At 68.1% G+C, this 20,833-nt stretch carries 23 protein-coding genes; 7 read left to right on the top strand and 16 right to left on the bottom strand.

Annotation, left to right across the window (positions count from 1 at the left end):
* The 4 genes from NBW77_RS05020 to NBW77_RS05005 all read right to left on the bottom strand — a co-directional run.
* A partial coding sequence (locus tag NBW77_RS05020) for a leucyl aminopeptidase family protein (RefSeq protein ID WP_250279344.1) occupies positions 1–1,412 on the bottom strand: 1,412 nt, incomplete at its 3' end.
* Between the two features lie 15 nt (positions 1,413–1,427).
* On the bottom strand, positions 1,428–1,595 hold the full coding sequence (locus tag NBW77_RS05015) for a DUF3117 domain-containing protein (RefSeq protein ID WP_013872340.1): 168 nt from the start codon (positions 1,593–1,595) through the stop codon (positions 1,428–1,430).
* Between the two features lie 198 nt (positions 1,596–1,793).
* Entirely contained in the window at positions 1,794–2,297 is a 504-nt protein-coding gene (locus tag NBW77_RS05010) for an SRPBCC family protein (RefSeq protein WP_131745439.1), read from the bottom strand.
* A 26-nt stretch (positions 2,298–2,323) separates the two neighbouring features.
* Complete coding sequence (locus NBW77_RS05005) at positions 2,324–2,836, bottom strand: DivIVA domain-containing protein (protein WP_242605579.1); 513 nt, start codon at positions 2,834–2,836, stop codon at positions 2,324–2,326.
* A gap of 114 nt (positions 2,837–2,950) precedes the next feature.
* Here NBW77_RS05005 and folP point away from each other — a divergent pair, with 114 nt between their 5' ends.
* Complete coding sequence (folP, locus tag NBW77_RS05000; RefSeq protein WP_175324641.1) at positions 2,951–3,901, top strand: dihydropteroate synthase; 951 nt, start codon at positions 2,951–2,953, stop codon at positions 3,899–3,901.
* A gap of 151 nt (positions 3,902–4,052) precedes the next feature.
* Here the strand turns inward: folP and NBW77_RS04995 are convergent, their stop codons facing one another.
* The 6 genes from NBW77_RS04995 to fdxA all read right to left on the bottom strand — a co-directional run bounded on the left by NBW77_RS04995 (position 4,053) and on the right by fdxA (position 9,563).
* On the bottom strand, positions 4,053–4,643 hold the full coding sequence (locus NBW77_RS04995) for an LOG family protein (protein WP_131745438.1): 591 nt from the start codon (positions 4,641–4,643) through the stop codon (positions 4,053–4,055).
* On the bottom strand, positions 4,640–5,521 hold the full coding sequence (locus NBW77_RS04990) for an LOG family protein (protein WP_502799437.1): 882 nt from the start codon (positions 5,519–5,521) through the stop codon (positions 4,640–4,642). The genes NBW77_RS04995 and NBW77_RS04990 overlap by 4 nt, the downstream gene beginning before the upstream one ends.
* 166 nt (positions 5,522–5,687) lie before the next feature.
* On the bottom strand, positions 5,688–6,794 hold the full coding sequence (gene dapE / locus NBW77_RS04985; protein WP_250279343.1) for a succinyl-diaminopimelate desuccinylase: 1,107 nt from the start codon (positions 6,792–6,794) through the stop codon (positions 5,688–5,690).
* 106 nt (positions 6,795–6,900) lie between these two features.
* Positions 6,901–7,746, bottom strand: coding sequence for a 2,3,4,5-tetrahydropyridine-2,6-dicarboxylate N-succinyltransferase (locus NBW77_RS04980; RefSeq protein WP_131745436.1), 846 nt, complete (start codon positions 7,744–7,746; stop codon positions 6,901–6,903).
* A 63-nt stretch (positions 7,747–7,809) separates the two neighbouring features.
* On the bottom strand, positions 7,810–9,183 hold the full coding sequence (gene dapC / locus NBW77_RS04975; RefSeq protein WP_284346885.1) for a succinyldiaminopimelate transaminase: 1,374 nt from the start codon (positions 9,181–9,183) through the stop codon (positions 7,810–7,812).
* Positions 9,184–9,239: 56 nt separating this feature from the next.
* The gene (fdxA, locus tag NBW77_RS04970) at positions 9,240–9,563 is read right to left on the bottom strand and encodes a ferredoxin (protein WP_131745435.1); all 324 of its coding nucleotides are present in this window, start codon (positions 9,561–9,563) and stop codon (positions 9,240–9,242) included.
* An 87-nt stretch (positions 9,564–9,650) separates the two neighbouring features.
* On the opposite strand from fdxA, the gene NBW77_RS22700 reads away from it, so the two are divergent.
* Together NBW77_RS22700 and NBW77_RS04965 are read left to right on the top strand one after the other, a co-directional pair.
* Positions 9,651–9,902, top strand: coding sequence for a putative acetyltransferase (locus NBW77_RS22700; RefSeq protein ID WP_131745434.1), 252 nt, complete (start codon positions 9,651–9,653; stop codon positions 9,900–9,902).
* Positions 9,899–10,795 (top strand): transglutaminase family protein, encoded by an 897-nt coding sequence (locus NBW77_RS04965; protein WP_131745433.1) that lies wholly within the window; start codon positions 9,899–9,901, stop codon positions 10,793–10,795. Before NBW77_RS22700 ends, NBW77_RS04965 begins: the two co-directional genes overlap by 4 nt.
* A gap of 28 nt (positions 10,796–10,823) precedes the next feature.
* Here the strand turns inward: NBW77_RS04965 and NBW77_RS04960 are convergent, their stop codons facing one another.
* From NBW77_RS04960 to mshB, 3 genes are all read right to left on the bottom strand, one after another.
* Positions 10,824–11,324, bottom strand: a complete 501-nt coding sequence (locus tag NBW77_RS04960) for a flavin reductase family protein (RefSeq protein ID WP_131745432.1) — start codon at positions 11,322–11,324, stop codon at positions 10,824–10,826.
* Positions 11,325–11,431: 107 nt separating this feature from the next.
* Positions 11,432–11,950 carry a DUF6113 family protein gene (locus tag NBW77_RS04955; protein WP_250279342.1) on the bottom strand — a complete coding sequence of 173 codons (519 nt, stop codon included), beginning with the start codon at positions 11,948–11,950 and terminating at the stop codon, positions 11,432–11,434.
* Between the two features lie 178 nt (positions 11,951–12,128).
* Complete coding sequence (gene mshB, locus NBW77_RS04950) at positions 12,129–13,004, bottom strand: N-acetyl-1-D-myo-inositol-2-amino-2-deoxy-alpha-D-glucopyranoside deacetylase (protein ID WP_131745465.1); 876 nt, start codon at positions 13,002–13,004, stop codon at positions 12,129–12,131.
* A 159-nt stretch (positions 13,005–13,163) separates the two neighbouring features.
* Between mshB and NBW77_RS04945 the strand changes: the two genes are divergently transcribed.
* Entirely contained in the window at positions 13,164–14,510 is a 1,347-nt protein-coding gene (locus tag NBW77_RS04945) for a DUF3696 domain-containing protein (RefSeq protein ID WP_131745431.1), read from the top strand.
* The gene (locus NBW77_RS04940; RefSeq protein ID WP_131745430.1) at positions 14,503–15,033 is read left to right on the top strand and encodes a hypothetical protein; all 531 of its coding nucleotides are present in this window, start codon (positions 14,503–14,505) and stop codon (positions 15,031–15,033) included. Before NBW77_RS04945 ends, NBW77_RS04940 begins: the two co-directional genes overlap by 8 nt.
* Before the next feature lie 45 nt (positions 15,034–15,078).
* Here the strand turns inward: NBW77_RS04940 and typA are convergent, their stop codons facing one another.
* The gene (gene typA, locus NBW77_RS04935) at positions 15,079–16,920 is read right to left on the bottom strand and encodes a translational GTPase TypA (RefSeq protein ID WP_131745429.1); all 1,842 of its coding nucleotides are present in this window, start codon (positions 16,918–16,920) and stop codon (positions 15,079–15,081) included.
* A 289-nt stretch (positions 16,921–17,209) separates the two neighbouring features.
* Entirely contained in the window at positions 17,210–17,629 is a 420-nt protein-coding gene (locus NBW77_RS04930; RefSeq protein ID WP_131745428.1) for a (deoxy)nucleoside triphosphate pyrophosphohydrolase, read from the bottom strand.
* 99 nt (positions 17,630–17,728) lie between these two features.
* Between NBW77_RS04930 and NBW77_RS04925 the strand changes: the two genes are divergently transcribed.
* Positions 17,729–18,037: a 4a-hydroxytetrahydrobiopterin dehydratase gene (locus tag NBW77_RS04925; RefSeq protein ID WP_131745427.1), complete on the top strand. Its 309-nt coding sequence runs from the start codon at positions 17,729–17,731 to the stop codon at positions 18,035–18,037.
* A gap of 91 nt (positions 18,038–18,128) precedes the next feature.
* Here the strand turns inward: NBW77_RS04925 and NBW77_RS04920 are convergent, their stop codons facing one another.
* The gene (locus tag NBW77_RS04920; RefSeq protein ID WP_131745426.1) at positions 18,129–18,989 is read right to left on the bottom strand and encodes a phosphatase PAP2 family protein; all 861 of its coding nucleotides are present in this window, start codon (positions 18,987–18,989) and stop codon (positions 18,129–18,131) included.
* Between the two features lie 448 nt (positions 18,990–19,437).
* On the opposite strand from NBW77_RS04920, the gene NBW77_RS04915 reads away from it, so the two are divergent.
* Complete coding sequence (locus NBW77_RS04915; RefSeq protein ID WP_131745425.1) at positions 19,438–20,673, top strand: ABC transporter substrate-binding protein; 1,236 nt, start codon at positions 19,438–19,440, stop codon at positions 20,671–20,673.
* Positions 20,674–20,833: the final 160 nt, after the last annotated feature.

Genomic DNA, 20,833 nt, shown 5'->3' with positions numbered 1-20,833 from the left:
CCCGCCGCCTGCGCCGCCGCGGAGAGCTGCCCCGCGAGGGCGTCGTCGGAGGAGAACAACCCCGCCGTCCGGCGTCCCAACGCGACCGTGATCGCACCGGTGAGGGTCGCAAGGTCGACGATCGCGTCCGGCGCGAGGGTCGCGGCGGCATACGCGATCCCGTCGGCGAGCACCAACCGGCCCTCGGCATCGGTGTTGAGTACCTCAACCGTGGTCCCGCCCCAGCAGGTGATGACGTCCCCGGGCCGCAGCGCAGCCCCACCGATCATGTTCTCGGCGATGCACAGCAGGCCCGTGACACGGCCCGGCACATCCAACGCGGGCAGCGCGGTCATCGCCGCGAGCACGGCCGCCGCCCCGGCCATATCGGTCTTCATGGCGGCCATGGACGTCGGCGGCTTCAGCGACAGACCACCCGAGTCGAAGGTGATCCCCTTGCCCACCAGCACCACGTGCCGGATACCGCGATCCGCCGTGTCGGAGGAGGCCTCGTCGGAGCCCGCGGCCGAGGCGCCCTCATAGGTCAGCCGCACGAGCCGGGGCGGGCGGACCGAACCCTCGCCCACCGCGGTCAGTCCACCGAAACCCTGCTCGGCGAGTTCCTCCGGGCCCAGTACGTGTACGCCGAGCCCCGCCACCCGAGCGAGCTCGACCGCACGGTCGGCGAACCACGCCGGCGACTTCACCAGACTCGGCGTATTGATCAGGTCGCGGGCGAGATGGACAGCCCGAGCGGTCGCATCCGCGGCGGCGAGCGAAGCGCGCAATCCGGGATCATCGGAATCCGGAACAATCATCGTGACTTCCCGCAGGACCTTCGGCGGTCCGTCGTCACCAGCTCCGTCATCGCAGGTCCGGTCGGCACCGGTCCTGCCGATGTCAGGCGCGCCCGACCCGGAGCCGGGCTCATCCATGCCGACAACCGGGGAGGCGGCGCGCTCGGGCCCGGTCGGCTGCCGGTAGGCCGCAAGCGCCAGACCCTCGACAAATGCGCGCAGGCAGGCGGGGTCAACCCACGCGTCGGGGTCGGCGAGCACGGCGACCCGCCCCACGGACGCCGCGCGACGGGCAAGCGCCGCGCCGGATGCGCGCCACGCCGCAGCGTCCCGCCGGCCCGATCCCACCAGCAGCAACCTCGTCGGCGGGCCGGCGCGCCCCAACGGAACGGAGATCACCTCCGTCTGGTTGCCGCTGGCTCGCTCCGCTGCGAGCAGCAGATCCAGGTCGAGGCCGAGAGACTCGCCGACCTCACGGCCGGCAGAGGTCACCACGGCCGAGCCGCTACCCTCCCCAGGAGGGCGGGTCAGCAGGGCCAGGGCCGGTACGCCGGCCTCCAGCGGCTTACCGGCCCACAGCCTTACGGTCGGCGGGTGGGACCCAGCCCAGCCGTCATCCACAGGAACGTCGCACACGCTGGCTGCGCGTACCTAGCCGGCAGCTGACTTCAGCGCGTCCCCGAGGTCCTTCGCCTCGTCGGGCAACAGCTCCACCACGAGACGGCCACCCCCTTCAAGCGGGACTCGCATGATAATGCTGCGGCCCTCCTTGGTGACCTCGAGCGGACCGTCACCCGTCCGCGGCTTCATGGCCGCCATCGGTGCACCTCTTCCTGCCGTCGGACCTGCTACTACCCGCGATTATCCCGGAGAACAGGCCCGGAACCGAAACGCGTCACCCCGCAACGCCACAACAGACGCAGGTCAACGGGTCCGCAAACCACCAAAGGTGCCTCTGGACGGCCAACACGGACACGATCTGGATCAACACCCACTTCCGGGGTATCGACCGGGACGTCACGTTGATGCTGATCCGGACGTTGATCCGGACGCCGCCCGCCGGGCAAAGCGGCGCAGCGACACCTTCAACCCGACCCTGAGCACAGGACGCAACAGGGCGAACCCGATCCGCCCCGCCAGCCCCAACGGAAGATCGAGATCTTCCGACCAGACAACCCGCGACCGCCCGGCGGGCAGTGGCCGCACCACGAACCCCCCACTGCCACGCACCGCCCGGCCGGTGTGGTGGACCAGACAGCGGTACGGCGGCTCCCACTCGACGATCTCCATCGGATCGACGATCGACAACGGGCCGATTCCGGTACGGGCGATGATGCAACCGCCGACCCCGACCCCACCCTCACGACTCGGGACGACCGTCGTGGCCAGCATCCACTGGCCCTGACGCTCCCAGTCGGTCATTGCGGCGAACACGGTCCGCGGGTCTGCGTCCACGTCGATGGACACGACCAGTGTTGCGGCATTGCGGCGGTTCCCAGCGACGTCCACGACGGCTGGCATGACGACCTCCCCCAGGAGAGCCGGACTCAACTCGGCGGTACAGGTGGCGGTGTCCGCGGACCCGCGCCGGCGGGTCCGGAGCCGTTGCGAGCCTCCGAGACGATCGGCACATCCGCGGCGCGCGGGACGTCCCGGGTATCACCGGCGTCACCGGCGTCACCGGCGACACCGGAACTGTCCGCGGAACCGGTCCAACCCTGCGGGTAGACGTCCGCATACCCCTCGGAGGGACGATCGAGATGCGCGAAGGAGGCAAGCCTGACCATCTCCTCGTCCCGCCTGGCAAGCTCGGCATCCCGCCAGGCGAGCTCGTCGGCGAGCCGTGCGAGTACCGCGTCCACCTCGGCCATCCGGTAACCCCGGAAGGCCATTTCGAACCGGACGCCGGCCACGTCACCCGCACATACGGTGACCGAGGGCAGTCGACTGTCGGCCGCATCCGGCGGAGCGGGGGCCAATCGGTCGAACTTGCCCACCGACAGGGCTGCGATGGCGAAGACGATGGCAGCAACAACCACTACCTCGACAGCGAGCAACACCTGACGATCGTTACATGCCCAGGAAAGTTATGCCGCGCGGACCGTGCCGGCCAGGCGTCGCGAGTCGGACAGTCCTGTCCTTGGTCACGCCAGGAGCGCCCTAGACTTGCCCGGATGCGCACTGTCGACGACGCCGGCACCGACGGCACCGGCGGCGACGACGCGAGGCCGACGAGCCATGTGCTCCCACTCGACACCGCTGGTGACCTGAGGCTCGGTTCTGCCACGTTCTCCCCGTCCGATCTGGTCATCATGGCGATCGTCAACAGGACACCGGACTCCTTCTTCGACCGGGGCGCGACCTACGGCGAAGCGGAGGCACTGGCCGCTGTCGACCTCGCCGTCACGGAAGGCGCCCGGATCATCGACATCGGCGGGGTCAAGGCGGCACCCGGGGAGGACGTCGACGCGAACGAGGAGCTGCACCGGATCGGCGGGTTCGTCGCACTCGTCCGCTCCAGGCACCCCGCCGTCGTGATCAGCGTGGACACCTGGCGCGCCGAGGTGGGACAAGTCGTGGCAGGTGAAGGCGCCGACCTGCTCAACGACGCCTGGGGCGGCACCGACCCGCGCCTTGCCGAGGTCGCCGCCGAACACGGCCTGGGCCTGGTCTGCACCCACGCCGGCCATCTACCGCCCCGTACCCGACCACACCGGATCGCCTACGACGACGTGATGGCCGACATCGTGGCCACCACGACCGGGCTCGCGCAACGGGCGGTGGCGCTCGGCGTGCGACCGGATGGCATCGTCGTCGATCCCGGCCACGACTTCGGCAAGAACAGCCGGCATTCGCTGGAGGCGACCCGCCGGCTACCCGAGCTTGCCGCAACCGGATGGCCGGTGCTCGTCGCACTATCCAACAAGGACTTCATCGGGGAGACCCTCGACACCACCGTGCAGGACCGCCTCGAGGGCACCCTGGCCGCCACCGCGGTCAGCGCCTGGCTCGGCGCCAGGATCTTCCGTGCCCACCAGGTCGCCGCGACCCGCAGGGTCCTCGACATGGTGGCCGCCATCCGCGGGACCCGGGACCTCGCCGTCGGGCGCCGCGGCCTCGCCTGAGAAGGCACACCAGCCCACCGGCCGGATCGTCCTGTTCGATCGTCTTGTTCGATCGTCTTGTTCGATCGTCTTGTTCGATCGTCCTGTTCGGCTGTCCCGCAACCGTTCGGGACGGAACAGCGGCAGGAGCCGCCGACAGGCAGGGGCGTACCTATTCCCCTTCGAGTTGTTCGGTGACGGTCGGGGGAACCTCGCTGGGCTGGGCCACGCCGGCTTCCAGCAGGTCCAGCGCGCCGCCGACCGTCGCCGCCCAGCCCAGCGCGTCCCGGGCCGCGCGGCGGACGAAACCCCGCCGGACCAGCTCGTCCACCTGCGCCCTCAGGTGGGCGAACAAGCCGTCCGGGTCGAGGAGGACGACCGGTTTGGCATGCATCCCGAGGGAACGCGCCACCCAGACCTCCAGCAGCTCCTCAAGGGTGCCGAGCCCGCCGGGCAGGGCGAGAAATGCGTCCGCTCGCGCGTCGAGGAGCCCTTTGCGGTCCCGCATCGTCTCCGTGACGATCAGCTCATCCGCGTCGTGGTCGGTGACCTCCAACGCCAGCAGTGCCCGCGGGATCACACCGAGGGTGCGCGCGCCGGCGGCCCGGGCGGCACCCGCCACAGCGCCCATGCACGAGATCGAACCGCCACCCGAGACAAGATGGTGACCGCGACGGGCGAGCTCGACGCCGACGTCCGCGGCGAGCTCGACATAGGAGTGGTCGATCGCCCGCGACGACGAGCAGTAGACGCAGATGTTCACAACCGCCCAGTATCCGGGAATCCGGCATCAGGCCCGGGTGGTGGGCCACCTCCCGGATGGCTGCCCACGACGATTCGGACGGCCTCGTCGACGTCGTCGGTGACGGTCATGATGTCAACGTCCGACGGGTGGATGCGCCCCGCCCCGGCGACCGTGGTCCGCATCCAGTCGAGCAGGCCCTGCCAGTAGCTCGACCCCATGAGCACCACCGGGAAGCGGGTGACCTTGCGGGTCTGGACGAGGGTGAGCGCCTCAAACAGCTCGTCGAGAGTGCCGAGCCCGCCGGGCAGGATCACGAATGCCTCAGCGTACTTGACGAACATGGTCTTGCGGACGAAGAAGTACCGGAAGGTCACCCCGAGATCGACCCAGTCGTTGAGGCGCTGCTCGAACGGGAGCTCAATACCAAGGCCGACCGACAGACCACCGGCCTCCTGGGCGCCGCGGTTGACGGCTTCCATCGCGCCCGGACCACCACCTGTGATCACCGCGTAGCCGGCCCGGGCGAGCGCGGCACCGAGCCGCTGGCCGAGTGCGTAGTCGGGATCGTCGACGTGGACGCGGGCCGAGCCGAACACCGTCACCGCCCGCGGCAGCTCGGCGAGCAGGCCGAATCCCTCGACGAACTCGCTCTGGATCCGCAGGACCCGCCACGGGTCCGCATGGACCCAGTCGGTCGGTCCCCGGGTGTCCAGCAGGTGCTGGTCGGTCGTGGACATCTCGACCTGGCCACGCCGGACGGTGATCGGCCCGCGTTGCTTCTCCGGCGGCCGGCGGCTGCGGGCCGGTCTGTCCCGCCCCGGACCGGCCGTGGCACCGGCCGCCGGGCCGTCGGAAACCGGGATGACCGGCTGGGCCGGGTCGGTAGGCGCGCTCACGACCCGTAACATAGCGTTCCACCGTTACAGTCAAGATCACAGTTGGGTAACCGGACGGGAATTCGCCTGGCGCTGGATCGCCCGAACCGGTTTCCCCAGGTCATGCGCCCGCCGGGTCCAGCCGGCCCAACCGCAGGCCAACCCTGACGGTCGGGTTGGCCTGCCGTCAGGGTTGGCCTGCGGTTGCCGGCGCGATCAGCGGTCCGGTCAGATAGCGGCGCAGCACGTCCTCGGCGGCGTCGATCCGCTCGATCTCGACGTACTCGTCCCGGGTATGGGCAAAATTCGGATCTCCCGGGCCGTAGTTGAGCGCGGGGATGCCGAGCGCGGCGAAGCGTGCCACATCGGTCCAGCCGTACTTGGCGACCGGCGTCCGCCCCGCCGCCGCCACGAAGGCACTCACGGCGGGCGCGGTCAGCCCCGGCAATGCGCCGCCCGCGCTGTCGGTCAGCTCGAGGGCGAAGCCGTTCAGCACCTCACGGACATGCTCGAGCGCGCCGGCAACGTCACGATCCGGAGCGAAACGGAAGTTGACGGTCACCTGACAGGCATCCGGGATGACGTTGCCGGCGACCCCGCCGCTGACGAGCACAGCGTTCAGGCCTTCCCGATATGCGCAGCCGTCGATCGTCACCGTACGCGCCCGGTAGGCGGCGAGGCGTTCGAGCAGCGGCGCGGCGGCATGGATCGCGTTCTCGCCGAGCCAAGAGCGGGCCGAGTGCGCACGGCGCCCCGGGAGCGTCACCACCACCCGCAAGGTGCCCTGACAGCCGGCCTCGACCTCCCCCGACGTCGGTTCCAGAAGCACCGCGAGGTCGGCGTCCAACCAGTCGCGGTGGCCGGCAACGAGGCGCCGCAGCCCGTTACGGTCGGCGGTGACCTCCTCGTTGTCGTAGAAAACCCAGGTCACGTCGTGGGCGAGGGTGGTGTCCGGGGTGGTCGTGAGACCGGCGGCGAGCCGCAGCATCACGGCCACCCCGGACTTCATGTCGGAGGTCCCGCAGCCGTACAGGCGTCCGTCCACGGTCCGGGCAGGCAGGTTGTCCGCGATCGGAACGGTGTCGAGATGCCCGGCGAGCAGCACCCGGGTCGCTCTGCCCAGGTCGGTGCGGGCGACGACGGCGTCGCCGTCACGGTCCACGCGGAGCCCGGCGACGTCCGCCAGCGCCCGGTGGACCAGGTCGGCGAGAACGGCCTCGGTTCCGCTCACCGAAGGGACGTCGACAAGGACTCGGGTCAGCTCCCCCACCGGGGCGGCCAGATCCAGATGCACGCCTCGACTCTACGTAAGTCGACCCCCGCGAACCGGTCGACGGGCATGGCCGGCCGGCGACGTTGCGAAACGAAGTCCGCCCGTCCGGCAACAGCAGGTCAGGGGGTCAGGGGGCAACGCCGTGTTCCCGCAGGACGTCGTTCAGGGCGAGTTTGTCGTGGATCTCCCCCTCGGCGAGCGTCCGCAGCACCAGGACGCACGGCATGGCGTAGTCCCCGCCGGGAAACGACTTCATACGACTTGAACCGACGGCCACCGCTCGTTCCGGGATCTCCCCACGCGGGTACTCCTCGCCGGTGTTCGCGTCGAGAACATGCGTGGATGCGGTCAGGATCGCGCCCGCTCCGAGCTTCGCCCCGCGACGTACCCGGGCGCCCTCCACCACCATGCACCGGCTGCCGATGAACGCGTCGTCCTCGACCACCACCGGCCTCGCGTTCGGCGGCTCCAACACCCCGCCGATGCCGACCCCGCCGGACAGGTGCACCCGCCGGCCGATCTGCGCGCAGGAACCGACCGTCGCCCAGGTGTCGACCAGGGTGCCCGTACCGACGTATCCGCCGATGTTGGTGTAGCTCGGCATGAGTACCGCACCGGGTTCGATGTGCGCGCCCCAGCGGACGATCGCGCCGGGCACCACCCGCACCCCGTCGAAGGACGTCTTCAGCGGCACCCGGTCGTGGTAGCGAAAATCGCCGGCCGAGGACTCGACCATCCGCAGTACCCGGAAGGCGAGCAGGATGGCACGTTTCGCCCGCTCGTCCACGACAACATCACCGCTGTCGGTGACCTGGGCGACCCGCGCCTTCCCGGCGTCCAACAGGTTGATCGCCTCTACCACGACGTCATGGAGGCCGCGGCCGTCAGGCGCCTCGGATACGTCGGGACGCTCCCACAGCAGGTCGACGACAGGATCAATCGCGGAGTCGATGGTCTCGTCTGAGGTAGTCACGATCCGACCCTAACGAGACAGCCACCGGTCGTGCCCGAGGCTGTCTCGCGCATCTTCGTTGATCTACCGGACGTCCGGCGGCTCCGTCATGACCCGGACACCGGGACGGGCGCTGATGTCGTCGGGGGGCCACGACAGCGGCTGTCCCGCCGGCTGTCCGCCCGGTCCGGGCAGCCCAGCCGGGGGCGGGAATGAGGGCGGGGGCGGCACCACTGGATGCGACCCGGTCGTGTGGGCCGTCGCCCGGTACCCGGCCTGCGGTTGGTACCCGGCCTGCGGTTGGTACCCGGCCTGCGGTTGGTACCCGGCCTGCGGTTGGTACCCGGCCTGCGGCTGCGGGGGGTCGACCGGCTGCGGGGGGTCGATCACCTGCGGGGGCGGCAACATCGCCATCCGTTCCGGGACGGTGGCGACCTGGGCGTCCGGCCCGGTCAACGCGATCCGCACGTGCCGGCGTCCGGCCTCGCCGTAGAAGACCCCGGGAGCGACGAGCACACCGACGCTGGACAGGGCGTCGACGGTGGCCCACGCGTCCTCCCCGCGGGTCGCCCACAGGTAGAGTCCGGCCTCGCTGTGCTCGATCGTGAAACCGGCGACAGCGAGGGCCGCCGCGAGCACCGCCCGCCGGTTGGCGTAACGCGCCCGTTGCTCGGCGACGTGCATGTCGTCGGCGAGGGCCGCCGTCATCGCCGCCTGCACGGGCGCCGGAACCATCAGCCCGCAATGCCGGCGGAGCTCCAGCAGCCCCGCCACGAGCCGCGGGTCGCCGGTGACGAAGCCGGCCCGGTAACCGGCGAGGTTCGACCGCTTCGACAGTGAGTGGACGGCGAGGAGCCCCTCGTGGGAGCCACCGCACACGTCCGGGTGCAGAACCGAGACCGGACGGGCCTCCCAGCCCAGCTCGATGTAGCACTCGTCGCTGGCGACGACGATGCCGCGTTCCCGGGCCCAGCCCACGACCGCACGCATCTCGTCCACCGTCAGCACCCGGCCGGAAGGGTTGGCCGGGGTGTTCAACCAGACGAGCGCCACGCCGTCCACCGGGCCGAGGACCGGCTCGCAGCGGGCAAGTAACGCCCCGACCTCGTACGTCGGGTAGGCCGGTGTCGGTATCCAGACCCGGTCTCCCGGCCCCAGCCCCAGCTGACCGGGAAGCTGCGCTACCAGCTCCTTCGTCCCGATGACCGGCAGGATGCTGGACGACTCGACGATCACGCCGAGCCGCCGCGCCAACCAGCCCGCCGCGGCATCCCGCAGGTCGGGCGTGCCCGCGGTCGTCGGATACCCCGGTGAGTTCGCTGCCGCGGCAAGGGCGTGCTGGACGACCACGGGTGTCGGGTCGACCGGCGTCCCGACCGACAGGTCGACCATCCCGTACGGGTGCGCGCGAGCCTTCTGCTCGAACGGGACAAGGGCGTCCCAGGGGAAGTCAGGCAGCCGTACCTGGGAGTGGCGGGCCTGCCGGAGCGTTCCGGCAGGCCCTGTGGGCCCGGTCAGGACTCGGCCTGCGGCGCCAACCCGGCGACGCTGGGCGGATCGAAGTCGAGCGCACCCACCTTCGACGCCCCTCCGGGCGAGCCGAGCTCCTCGAAGAACACGGCGTTCGCGTCCGTGAAGCCCTTCCACTGGTCCGGAACATCGTCCTCGTAGTAGATGGCCTCGACCGGACAGACGGGCTCGCACGCTCCGCAGTCAACGCACTCGTCAGGCTGGATGTAGAGCATCCGTCCACCTTCGTAGATGCAGTCGACCGGGCACTCCTCGATGCAGGCCCTGTCCTTCACATCGACGCAGGGCTCCGCGATGACGTAGGTCACCGGTTGTTCCTCCTCGGCTCACGGGCGACTGATTCCCTAGTATCGACCTCGTAGGTTCCGTGTCGACAACAAGGGCGTTCGCTTGTCGTGTATGTCGTCCGTATCACTCCTGCTGACACCGACTTCAGGGTGTCTGTCCGCCACCGTGTCGCCGGTCCTCTACCCCTTACCGATGTCGTCGGGCAACTGCTGTCCTGGACCGACCAATGTCTGACGATACGGACCAAGGACGGTTCTATCGTGGAAGTCGCCGAAGCGGATCTGGTTGCCGGTCGACGGGTGCCGCCGCGGCCGGTCCGCAGATCCGCCAGGAGGCAGACGGAGGCGAGCCCGCAATGAGCGCACGCACACGACGTCAGTTTGCCGACATCGTTCGACGGGAGTCGGTCGATCTCGGTCTGGCGTGTTTGTTGATCGCGGCCGAAGCGGAACCCGAGCTGGAACCGCTCCAGGGACTTGCCCGTCTCGACGCGCTCGCCGCCCGCGCAGGCGCTCTCTTCGGTGTCACGACCGGCGACCCCGGTGGTGGCGGTGGTGGCGGTGGTGGTGGTGGCGCGGAAGGATCTGCCGCGGGACGGACACTCTCCGGGCTGGACGTACACACCGCCGCCGAGATCCTGCGGGAGGCCCTCGGGGAACAGGCCGGCTTCCACGGCGATCCCGAGGACTACGAAAGCCTGAACGCGTCCGTGCTGACATCGGTTCTCCGCCGCCGCCATGGCCTACCGATCCTGTTGTCCGTCGTGTGGCTGGAGGTCGCCCGCCGACTCGGTATCCCCGCCTACCCGATCGGGCTGCCCGGACATGTGATCGTCGGTATCGGTTCACCTGACCGACACGTCCTGGTCGACCCGTTCGCGGGCGGCAGGATGATCACCGTGCACGAGGCCGCGGAAAAGGTCCGGTCCGCCGGAGTCGCGTTCACCCGAGCCCACCTCGAGCCGATGGCGCAGACAGACCTACTCATGCGACTCCTGGGCAACATCCGGGTCTGGGCGGCTCGGGCCGACGATGCCGCGACCCGCCTGTGGGCCGTCGAACTCTCCCTGCTCCTGCCCCACCACCCCGCGCACCTGCGCCGGGAACGCGGGGAACTACGCATCCGGCTCGGCGACTTCCTCGGCGGCGCCGGAGACCTGCTGGCCTTTGCCGACGTGGTCACGCCCATGGAGCCGACGGCGGCCTCCGCCGCCCGCGAAGCGGCACACGCCGCACGTGCCCGCCTGAACTGAATCGGATCCTCGAAAGACCGACGCCCGGTCAGTCGGTCGGAGGTAGCACCCGGTAGGTGCCCTCGTAGAACAGCAGGGGAGACGCCTCACGACGAAAACCGTCGAGCGCCACGACCTCACCGAGCAGCAGGGTGTGGTCGCCGCCCTCGTAGGCGAGAACCGTCCGGCACTCGAACGCGGCTAGCGCGTCCTCCAGCAGGACCACTCCGGTCTCGGCTCCGACGGAGTGCTTCCAGCCGTCGAACAGTATTCCCGCGTCGTGTCTGTCCTGGCTCGCGAAGAAACGGGACGCGTCCTGCATGTCCGCGGCAAGCACGGAAACACCCCACACACCCGAACCGAGGACTGGCGCGTGGAAGCGCGATGCCTTGCGGACGCCGACCAGCACCAGGAGCGGATCAAGCGACACCGAGGTGAACGAGTTCGCGGTGATGGCGAACGGCTGGCCGTCGAGGACGGTGGTGATGACCGTGACGCCCGTTGCGAAACGCCCGACCGCCCTGCGGAAGGCGTCCGGATCGACTGCCACGCCGACACGCTACTACCAGGAAGCAGCGATCAGTCGGTTCTGACCAACCCGTGACAACAGCCACATCGCGATCCATCTCAGCCTGATCCATGGCGATGGTGACGCGGTCAGGATGCGGGGCGGTTCCCGTCCAGCCCTGGGTCGGGTGGATGGGGACTGCGTGGCCCGGCCGGCGGAAGGGCGAGCAGCCCCCGCCGCGGTGACCCGATCATCGCCACCACGACGGGCACGACCGACCCCACGACCAGGAACATGTAACCGGTGGCATTCGCCTCCACGACGAGGTCGCCCTCCGGGCGCGAGCTGCCGAACCACAGCACGACCGGGATCCATCCCACCATAACGATCATGGAGCCGAACCGGGTACCGGTGAACCACCGCACCAGAGCCGCGAGACCCGCGTTCCCTACCGCGGCGAGAGCGACGCCGACGGACAGCAGCACCCCGCCGAGACGTGGGCCCGCGGGGACGAGAAAGACCCCGAAGAAGCCGAGAGCCAGACCCGCAAGCCCCCCGAACAGGTAAGCGGACCCCAGGAAGATCCGGGATGGCTCGCGGTCGGTGTCGCCGGCGTCGCCGTTCATACCCGGACCCGTACCCGTACCCGTACCCGTACCGGTGGCCATGGCGGTAGCCGTGGCTGTCGTTCCTGCTGTCGTTCCTGCTGTCGTCGCCGTTGCTGCCGGAGGCGTCCTGCGAGGGTGACTGGTCGAGCCGGGCATTGTCCGACAGTAGGCCATCGTCGACGGTTCAGACCGTCACCATCCAGATTCATACAGCGACCAAATCGTCGCGAAAGACCATTCAGAGGTCGAGTCCGGCGAAGAGGTCGACCTCACGTCCGTGCGGGCCGGCGCCCGGGCCACGCTCGCCCCGAACGAGGACGTAGTGCTCGGTACCCCACGCCCGATGGCCGAGGCCGTCCGCCAGGGCGAAGAAGAAACCATCCGTCGTCATCTGGGTGGCATGCGCCCGCATGGCCACGATCTTCGCCTCGAAGTGGGCCGACGCCTCGATCGCGGTGGTGACGACATCGTCCGGCACCGCCATCGGCACGTCCTCCGCCGACTTCACTCCCTCGAAGAGTTCACCAGCACCCGACGACTGGAAGTAGTCGATGCCCGCCTGGATCGATGATCGTGGGATGACGGTCTGGTAGAGCTTGACCGGCTGCCAGGGTGGCCCGGCATCCGGTGCGAAGGAAGGGTCCGCGGCGGCGTCGAACGCCCGAACGGTCAGCTCGTGCGCGCGGATGTGGTCAGGATGCCCATAGCCGCCGTTCTCGTCGTAGGTGATGAGTACCTGGGGCCGGACCTCCCGGATGATCTCGACCAGGGCGGCCGTCGCCTCGTCGAGATCCGCCTGCCACAGGCAGCGCGGGTCGTCGTTGCCCGGCGTGCCCATCATGCCGCTGTCACGCCACCGGCCGGGCCCGCCGAGAAAGCGGTGGTCGGTCACGCCGAGCGCCTCGCAGGACCGGGCCAGCTCTCCGATGCGGTACCCGCCGAGCTGGTCACCCCGGTCGGACCGCAGGTTGGCCAGCTCCGGGACAAGCACCTCCCCCATCTCCCCCAGCGTGCAGGTGACGAGGGTGACAAGCGTGTCGGGAGCGGCGGCGTAGGACGCCATGGTCACCCCCGTCCCGATCACCTCGTCATCGGGGTGGGCGTGGACGACCAGCAGCCGCCGCGCCGGCGGTTCGGCGGAGTGCGGCCCGGACCCGGTCTCCACAGCGGTAGCAGTCACGTCCACGACCCTACGGGTCGGTACACGCACCGGTGACAGGGCCCGCCATCCACGCTCTGCGAGGATGAACGGAGATCGTTCGAGGAGGAAGTCATGCTGACCGGCCTACGTGTGCGGAACTTCAAGAGCTGGAAGGACTCCGGCGACATCCGGCTCGCACCGATCACTCTGCTGTTCGGGACGAACAGCTCCGGCAAGACCAGCCTGATCCAGCTCCTCCTGCTCCTCAAGCAGACCGCCGAGAGTTCCGACCGTCGCCGCGTCCTCGACCTCGGTGACGCGAACTCCCTCGTCGAACTCGGCACCTTCAAGGACTTGATCCACGATCACCAAGATACCGATACCCTGTCATTTGAGATCACTTGGCCTGGCGAAAGAAGTGATCTCTTCGAATACTTTGTCCACCTGGACGACTACAATTTTCCACTTGGTTTCGATGCGCAACTCATACAGACCTCGGACGGGCTACTAGCGGTCGACAGGTTCGGATACAGCATTGCGAACGAGTATTTCTCGGTCGACCGGAATCAAAAAGGCTTTTATCGCCTGACGAGCATTAGCCACAGCAAGAGATACAATCTTAAATCTCCAATGATGTTCTACCGATTCCCGGACCTCGACGACGCCCCTCCAGTCGAGATGAACGCACTCTCCGGTCTAGAATACGAATTCGAACGAACTCTGTCGAAAATTTCTTATGTCGGGCCGATGCGGGAGGACCCGAAGAGGAACTACCTGTGGACCGGCGCGAAGCCGTCCAATGTGGGAAAACGCGGCGAGCGCGCGGTCGAAGCACTGCTCGCGGCACAGATAACCGGACGCACCGTTCCAGCTGGCACCGAAGCCGGTGACGACGGCGAGCCGTTGCCGAAGCGAGTCGGGCGTTGGCTGCGGGACATGGGGGTCATCCACTCGTTCGAGCTGCGCGAGCTCGTCCCCGGACGTCAGATCTTCGAGCTGGTGGTACGGACACGGCCCGACTCCCCTGAGGTGCTGCTGACCGACGTGGGGTTCGGGGTCTCCCAGGTTCTGCCCGTCCTCGTCCAGTCGTACTACGCCGAGGCGGACAGCACGGTCATCTTCGAGCAACCCGAGATCCACCTGCATCCGAGCGTTCAGTCGCATCTCGCTGATGTCTTCATCGATGCCGCGAGGACCCAGGGCGTCCAGTTCCTGATCGAAAGCCACAGTGAGTACCTGCTGCGGCGGCTACAACGGCGCCTTGCCGAAGGAGTGGTCACCGCCGAGGACGTCTCGCTGTACTTCGTCGAGTACGGACCGGAAGGTTCACAGCTTCGAGCACTGGAGCTGGACGAGACAGGGAACATCAAAAACTGGCCCACCGGATTCTTCGGCGACGACTTCACCGACATCGCGACCCTCGCCCGTCTGTCAGCCGAACACCGGCTGCGGGCCGCAGGTGGCGACACCAGTGCCTGACTATGTCATGTCTGCACCGGTCACACCCGAACGTGTCGTCGACACCAACGTCGCCATCGTGGCCAACGGGCGTGACGCATGGCCAGTCGAATGTGAACTGGCCTGCATCAATCTGTTACAGGACGTCGTCGCCCACGGTGGGCTGACGCTGGACGCACTCGGACTCATCGTCGCGGAATACGCCAGGCATCTGAATTTCTCCGGTCAGCCCGGCGTCGGTGACGCGTTCTTCCGCTGGGTACAGAACAACCAGTACAACGACGACCACTGCACGCGGGTCGAAATCACGCCCGACGGCGAGGGCAGTTTCCTGGAATTCCCGACGGACGCCGCGCTTTCACGGTTCGATCCGGCCGACCGCAAGTTCGTGGCGACCGCGATCGCACACGGCAAAGCGGAGATCGTGGTCGGCACGGACAGCGACTGGTGGCAGCATCGTGACGCGCTCGCCGCAGCAGGCGTCCCGATCAGGTTCCTGTCCGAGCGGTACTTCCGCGAGAAGTACCCGGCCGATCCGCGGTAGGCCGGGTACCCCTTCCTGGATCCGCTCAGCTGTCCCTGGAGCCGCTCAGCCGGTGCGGCGACGGGAGCGGAGCTTCTCGCGCTCGGCGGCGGTCAGCGCGACCTTACGCAGCCGGACCGGGCCGGGCGTGACCTCCACGCACTCGTCCTCGCGGCAGAACTCCAGCGCCTGCTCCAGTGACAGCTGCCGGTGCGGGGTGAGGCGCACCAGCTCGTCCCCGGTGGACGAGCGCATGTTGGTGAGCTTCTTCTCCTTGGTGGGGTTGACGTCCATGTCGTCGGCGCGGGAGTTCTCCCCGACGATCATGCCTTCGTAGACGTCGGTGGTGGGACCCACGAAAAGGGTGCCGCGCTCCCCCAGGTTGTACAGGGCGTAGGCGGTCGCCACGCCAGCGCGGTCGGCCACCATCGAACCCGTCGCCCGGGTGCGCAGCTCCCCGAACCACGGCTCGTAGGAGTCGAAGACGTGGTGCATGAGCCCGGTGCCGCGGGTCTCGGTCAGGAACTCCGTCCGGAAACCGATCAGCCCCCGGGCGGGCACCCGGTACTCCATCCGGATCCAGCCGGTGCCGTGGTTGACCATCTCCTCGAGACGGCCCTTGCGCACCGCCAGCAGCTGGGTGAGGGTACCGAGGTACTCCTCGGGCGCGTCGATGGTGAGCCGCTCGACCGGTTCGTGCCGCTTCCCGTCGACCTCCTTGGTGACGACCTGGGGCTTGCCGACGGTGAGCTCGAAGCCTTCACGGCGCATCAGCTCGACCAGGATCGCGAGCGCCAGCTCTCCGCGGCCCTGCACCTCCCAGGTGTCGGGGCGTTCGGTGGGCAGCACCCGGATGGAGACGTTGCCGACCAGCTCGGCGTCCAACCGGTTTCGTAGCAGCCGCGCGGTCAGCTTCGTCCCGGACTTGCCCGCGAGCGGGGACGTGTTGATGCCGATGGTCATGCTGATCGACGGTTCGTCGACGGTGATGACGGGCAGCGGCCGAGGATCCTCGGGGTCGGCCAGGGTCTCACCGATCATGATGTCGGGGATGCCCGCGATCGCGATGATGTCGCCCGGGCCGGCCTGCTCACCCGGCACCCGCTCCAGCGCTTTCGTGACCAGCAGTTCGCTGATCTTCACCCGGTCGGTACGGCCGTCCGCGCGGCACAGCATCACGTTCTGCCCACGGCGCAGCGTCCCGTTGTGGACACGGCACAGCGCGAGACGACCGAGATACGGCGAGGCGTCCAGGTTCGTGACCAGCGCCTGCAGGGGCGCCTCCGGGTCGTAGACCGGCATCGGGATCGACTCGAGCAGCACGTCGAACAACGGCTTGAGGTCGGGCGAGTCGGGGTTGTCGCCGTCCTCCGGACGGTTCAGCGATGCCCGTCCCGCCTTGGCGTTGCAGTAGACGATCGGGAAGTCGATCTGGGTCTCGTCCGCGTCCAGATCGAGGAAGAGTTCGTAGGTGGCGTCGACGACCTCGGCGATCCGGGCGTCGGACCGGTCCACCTTGTTGATGACCAGAATGACCGGCTGCCTGGCCTCCAGCGCCTTACGCAGGACGAACCGGGTCTGCGGCAGCGGTCCTTCACTCGCGTCGACCAGCAGCACGACCCCGTCGACCATGGACAGGCCGCGTTCGACCTCGCCACCGAAGTCCGCATGGCCCGGGGTGTCGACGATGTTGATCGTGACGTCCCCGTACTGGATCGCGGTGTTCTTCGCGAGAATCGTGATGCCCTTCTCGCGTTCGAGGTCCATCGAGTCCATGACACGGTCCGTGGCCTCGGCATGATCACCGAAGGCCCCGGACTGCCGCAACATCGCGTCGACGAGAGTCGTCTTGCCGTGGTCGACGTGGGCAATGATCGCGACGTTACGCAGGTCGGCACGGACTGACACGGTGGCGGACTCCGGTACGGACGTGGGGCGGTGGCCCCGAGACGGTGACGCTGGGCAAGGTGATGATGCAGGGCAGGGTAGCGCTGACGCGGTGACACGGTACGCACGATCCGGCCCGGCGGGACGCCTGGCACACCATGCAGGGACATCGGAAGATCAGCCCATGTCGGCCCGCATCGTGGGCGTCATCCACCATCGTACGGACCCGAGCAGGCCGACAACGAAAATGGAGCCGAAGGTTTACCTACCGGTACCATACGTTAATATCGCGTAACGGAGTATAAGCCGCTCACGCGTCCGGCGGCTCTCCGGTCAGGGTTCTACGAAGATCCTCGATAAGCGGCGCGTCAGGCGCCAGCCAGGCGACGTCGTCGAGTTCGTGCCGCGCGAGCCATCGGAGTTCCGAATGCGCGATCAGGCGTGGTTCCCCAACTGTGATCCGACCGAAACGGACCCGCAGGACCCAGCCTGCCGTGGGTAACGGGACCTCGCCGAGGACCCCGCCCACCTCGATATCGACACCGAGCTCCTCACGGCACTCGCGAACCAGCGCGCTCACGTCGTCCTCGCCGGACTCGACCTTGCCTCCGGGGAACTCCCAGCCACCGGCGAGCGCGGGCGGGTCACGCCGGCAGCATGCCAGCACCCGGCCGCGGGTATCAACAAGTGCGGCGGCAACCACGACGCGCAAGGCGACTGACGAGCTCATGACCGACCACACTGTAACGACAGGGTTTTCCTGTCGCGAGGAGGGCGCGGACCATCCAGGCGACCACGGGCGCCTGGCAGACCGGACGGAGGCTGTTGTATGCCCACCAAGCTGGACGCAGACCTGGTCGCCGACGCACTCGGCACGCTGCCGGGCTGGACCGGAGACACGTCGACGATTGTGCGCAGGGTCATAATGGACGAGGAGACCTCGGACGAAACAGTCGAAAAAATCTCCATCGTCGCGAACGAGCTGAACCACCATCCGGTCGTCGACAGGGCTCGCGGTGTGACGACGTTCACGGTCTGGACGCATTCGCAGGGCGGTGTCACGGACCTTGACATCACACTGGCGTCCCGGATCTCCGAGATTCTGCGCCAGCACGGCATCGGAGACCCCGTCAGTTAGGCCAAAGGCGGCGCGGTCATCGCTGGCACGCGCCACCGGAGGCCCCGGAAACCCGGTCGAACAGGCCCGAGGAACTGCGGGGGCGGACGCCTCAGCGCGCCGCCCCCGGGTCCCGACCGCTGACGGCCTGGCCTTCTCCTGCCCAGCTCGAACTGGTCTCGGGCTCACGTCCCATCCGGACGGCCGCAGTGACGACACCGAGCCCACGCGCAGCCAGATCCGCGAGGACGAGGAGACCCACGGCCACTATTCCGTCCGCCCAGAAATGATTGGCGGTCACCGTCACGACGAAGATCGTGAGGATCGGGTGCGCCACGATCAGCCAGCGCCACCGGCTCGGGCTGATCCGCACCACCTCGTAGGCAATCAGAACCGCCCAGCCGACGTGCACCGACGGCATTGCTGACAGTTGCGCCGCGATTCCACTGCCGAACGCCCCGTACACAGACTGGCCGTAGTACAGGGCGGTGTCGACGAAACCCAGATCGGTGAGCATGCGTGGTGGTGCCACCGGGATCATCTGCACCAACAGACAGGCCGCCGTGAGAAACACCACAGTGTTGCGGACCGGTGAATAGCGGTCACGATGTCGGGCGAACAGCCAGATCAGGAAGATGTTCATCGCGGGGAAATGCACGAAAGCGTAGAACTGGTTGGCTGCCTGCAGGATCCACGGGTGTCCCAGGAACGCCTGTTGGACGGTCAGCTCACTGGGCAGGTGCACCATCCGCTCGGCGTCCCAGATCCACTGCGCGTGCCGGATCCCGCCGTCCACCTCGGTGATCGCAAGTACTCGAACGTACTGCCAGAGTGCGAACAGGCCGAGCACCAGCCCGGTCTCACAACCGGCCGTCCCGGCAGCCGACAGCCAGCGGCGATCGGACCGCCTCGCCGCGTATGCCACGACGACAAGGCAGGCGCCCACTACCGCGGCAAGCCTGCGATCCGGCATCAGTGACCCCGAAGGCGTGCCACCATCACGCCCCGGCCGGTGACGTCGTCGGTCATGGGATGCCTCCAGACGCGTGTACAACCGGACCGCCGCGGTGTCGCCCCGTCAGCTGCTCATCGGCCCGGATCGGATGGGTCGAATGGCGGCCGTGCCCAGTCTGCCCGGGCCGGGTCCGCCTGATCGGAGTTAACCGCAGAGTTCACGGAAGCATCCTGCCGGTGACGCGGAGTGGCTTTCGGACCTTCTACCTACCACATGGGGTGGCTCGGCGGCGCCAATCGGCCACCTGGCAAGGCCCTGACCTGGGCACCCTCCAACAGACCTCTTGCTACTAAGTGATATGAATTAAATATTGTATTTGATCTATCGAATTTTTGGATCTTGCAAAGGTCACCCCAGCGCCATGCTGGATTGGTGACGAGACAACCTCGGTGCGTGGAGGCTTGCCGTGCGGCATCGCATTCCGTTGGGTCGGCGGCCTGCCGTGGCTGTCGTGGCTGTCGTGGCTGTCGTGCTGGCCGCGAGCTGCGGCGGTGGCAGCGCCGACACACAGGGCACGTCGGCAAACGCGGACTGCCCAACTCCTGGAATCAGCCCGACGACGGCCAAAGTCGGGATGATCTTTCCTACCTCCGGCGCCGCGGCGCCGCAGTTCGCCGACTTCCGGGCCGGTGTCGACGCGCGATTCGGTGTGGAGAACAGCAAGGGTGGTGTACACGGTCGCCAACTGACCTACGACTGGGCCAACGACGACTCCAACCCGGCCACGAACCTGGCCATGGCAACCGGGCTCATCGAGAAATCCGAGGACTTCGCCATCCTCCAGGCAAGCAGCGTCGCCTCCGGCTCAGCCGGCTACCTGCACAAGAACGGCATACCGGTGGTCGGCATCTCGGCGGAAACCGTCTGGAGCCAGAACGACAACATGTTCACCTGGTCGAACTACCTCACCGATGGCCCGGCGCCGACGACGTGGGGAACATTCGCGAAAAGCCAGGGCGGTAAGAAGGCGGCCGTTCTCCGCATCGCGTTCAGCGAGGCATCGGCCATCTTCGCCCAGAAGGTGGCGGACAGTCTGAAGACCGCCGGTATCGATGTGGTCTACACCGACCAGATCTCGGCGACGGGGACGGACCCGGCCTCTATCGTCGCAAGGATAAAGGGCTACGGTGTCGACGTCCTCGCCGGTGCGCTGACGGTTGACGCCTTCGCGAATATCACCGCCGCAGTCAATCGGGCACAGGTGCCGTTGAAGGTCTCGATGTCCCCGTCCGGGTACGACCAGGCGGTGCTCACCAAATACGGTTCCCAACTCGCCGGAACCTACGTGTTCGTGAACGTCGCGCCGTTCGAGGAGAACCTGCCCGCGCACAAGGCGTTCATTGCCGGGATGACGTCCTACGCCCCGCAGCTCCAACCACCGACGCAGAATGTCGCGCTCAGCGGCTGGATCAGCGCCGACCTGTTCATCCGCGGGCTACAGGCCTCGGGCGCGTGTCCCACCCGTCAGTCCTTCATCAACGGGCTGCGGCAGGTCCGCGACTACGACGCCGGCGGTCTGGTGGCACCCGCTGCCGACATGTCCAGGTACCAAAGCGCCTCGCAGTGCTATACCTTCCTGCGGGTCAATGCCAAGGGCACTGCCTTCGATGTGCAGCAGCCGGCCCCGTACTGCGGTACGTAGTCCGCAACCGCGGGTACCAGCCCGCGCAGAGCAGTGGCCGGTGGTAGCCGCAGGGCTGCCACCGGCTACCTGTCCGGCCGCGCTGCCGGCGGGCCCGGGTCTGCCGGCCGCGGTGGCGAACCTCGGCCTCCTCATGGCTGAGTGCCCGCCGACTCGCTAC

This window comes from Frankia sp. Cppng1_Ct_nod (assembly GCF_920656135.1).
Classification (GTDB): Bacteria; Actinomycetota; Actinomycetes; order Frankiales; family Frankiaceae; genus Protofrankia; species Protofrankia meridionalis.
The sequence above is the reverse complement of the archived record's forward strand: the minus strand, read 5'-3'. Positions and strand labels throughout refer to the sequence as shown.

Coding starts and splice junctions, on each gene's coding strand:
- NBW77_RS05015 (WP_013872340.1), bottom strand. CDS start 1,595: ATGGCGGCCATGAAGCCGCGGACGGGTGACGGTCCGCTCGAGGTCACC.
- NBW77_RS05010 (WP_131745439.1), bottom strand. CDS start 2,297: ATGCCAGCCGTCGTGGACGTCGCTGGGAACCGCCGCAATGCCGCAACA.
- folP (WP_175324641.1), top strand. CDS start 2,951: ATGCGCACTGTCGACGACGCCGGCACCGACGGCACCGGCGGCGACGAC.
- NBW77_RS04965 (WP_131745433.1), top strand. CDS start 9,899: ATGAGCGCACGCACACGACGTCAGTTTGCCGACATCGTTCGACGGGAG.
- NBW77_RS04955 (WP_250279342.1), bottom strand. CDS start 11,950: ATGGCCACCGGTACGGGTACGGGTACGGGTACGGGTCCGGGTATGAAC.
- NBW77_RS04945 (WP_131745431.1), top strand. CDS start 13,164: ATGCTGACCGGCCTACGTGTGCGGAACTTCAAGAGCTGGAAGGACTCC.
- NBW77_RS04930 (WP_131745428.1), bottom strand. CDS start 17,629: ATGAGCTCGTCAGTCGCCTTGCGCGTCGTGGTTGCCGCCGCACTTGTT.
- NBW77_RS04925 (WP_131745427.1), top strand. CDS start 17,729: ATGCCCACCAAGCTGGACGCAGACCTGGTCGCCGACGCACTCGGCACG.
- NBW77_RS04920 (WP_131745426.1), bottom strand. CDS start 18,989: ATGCCGGATCGCAGGCTTGCCGCGGTAGTGGGCGCCTGCCTTGTCGTC.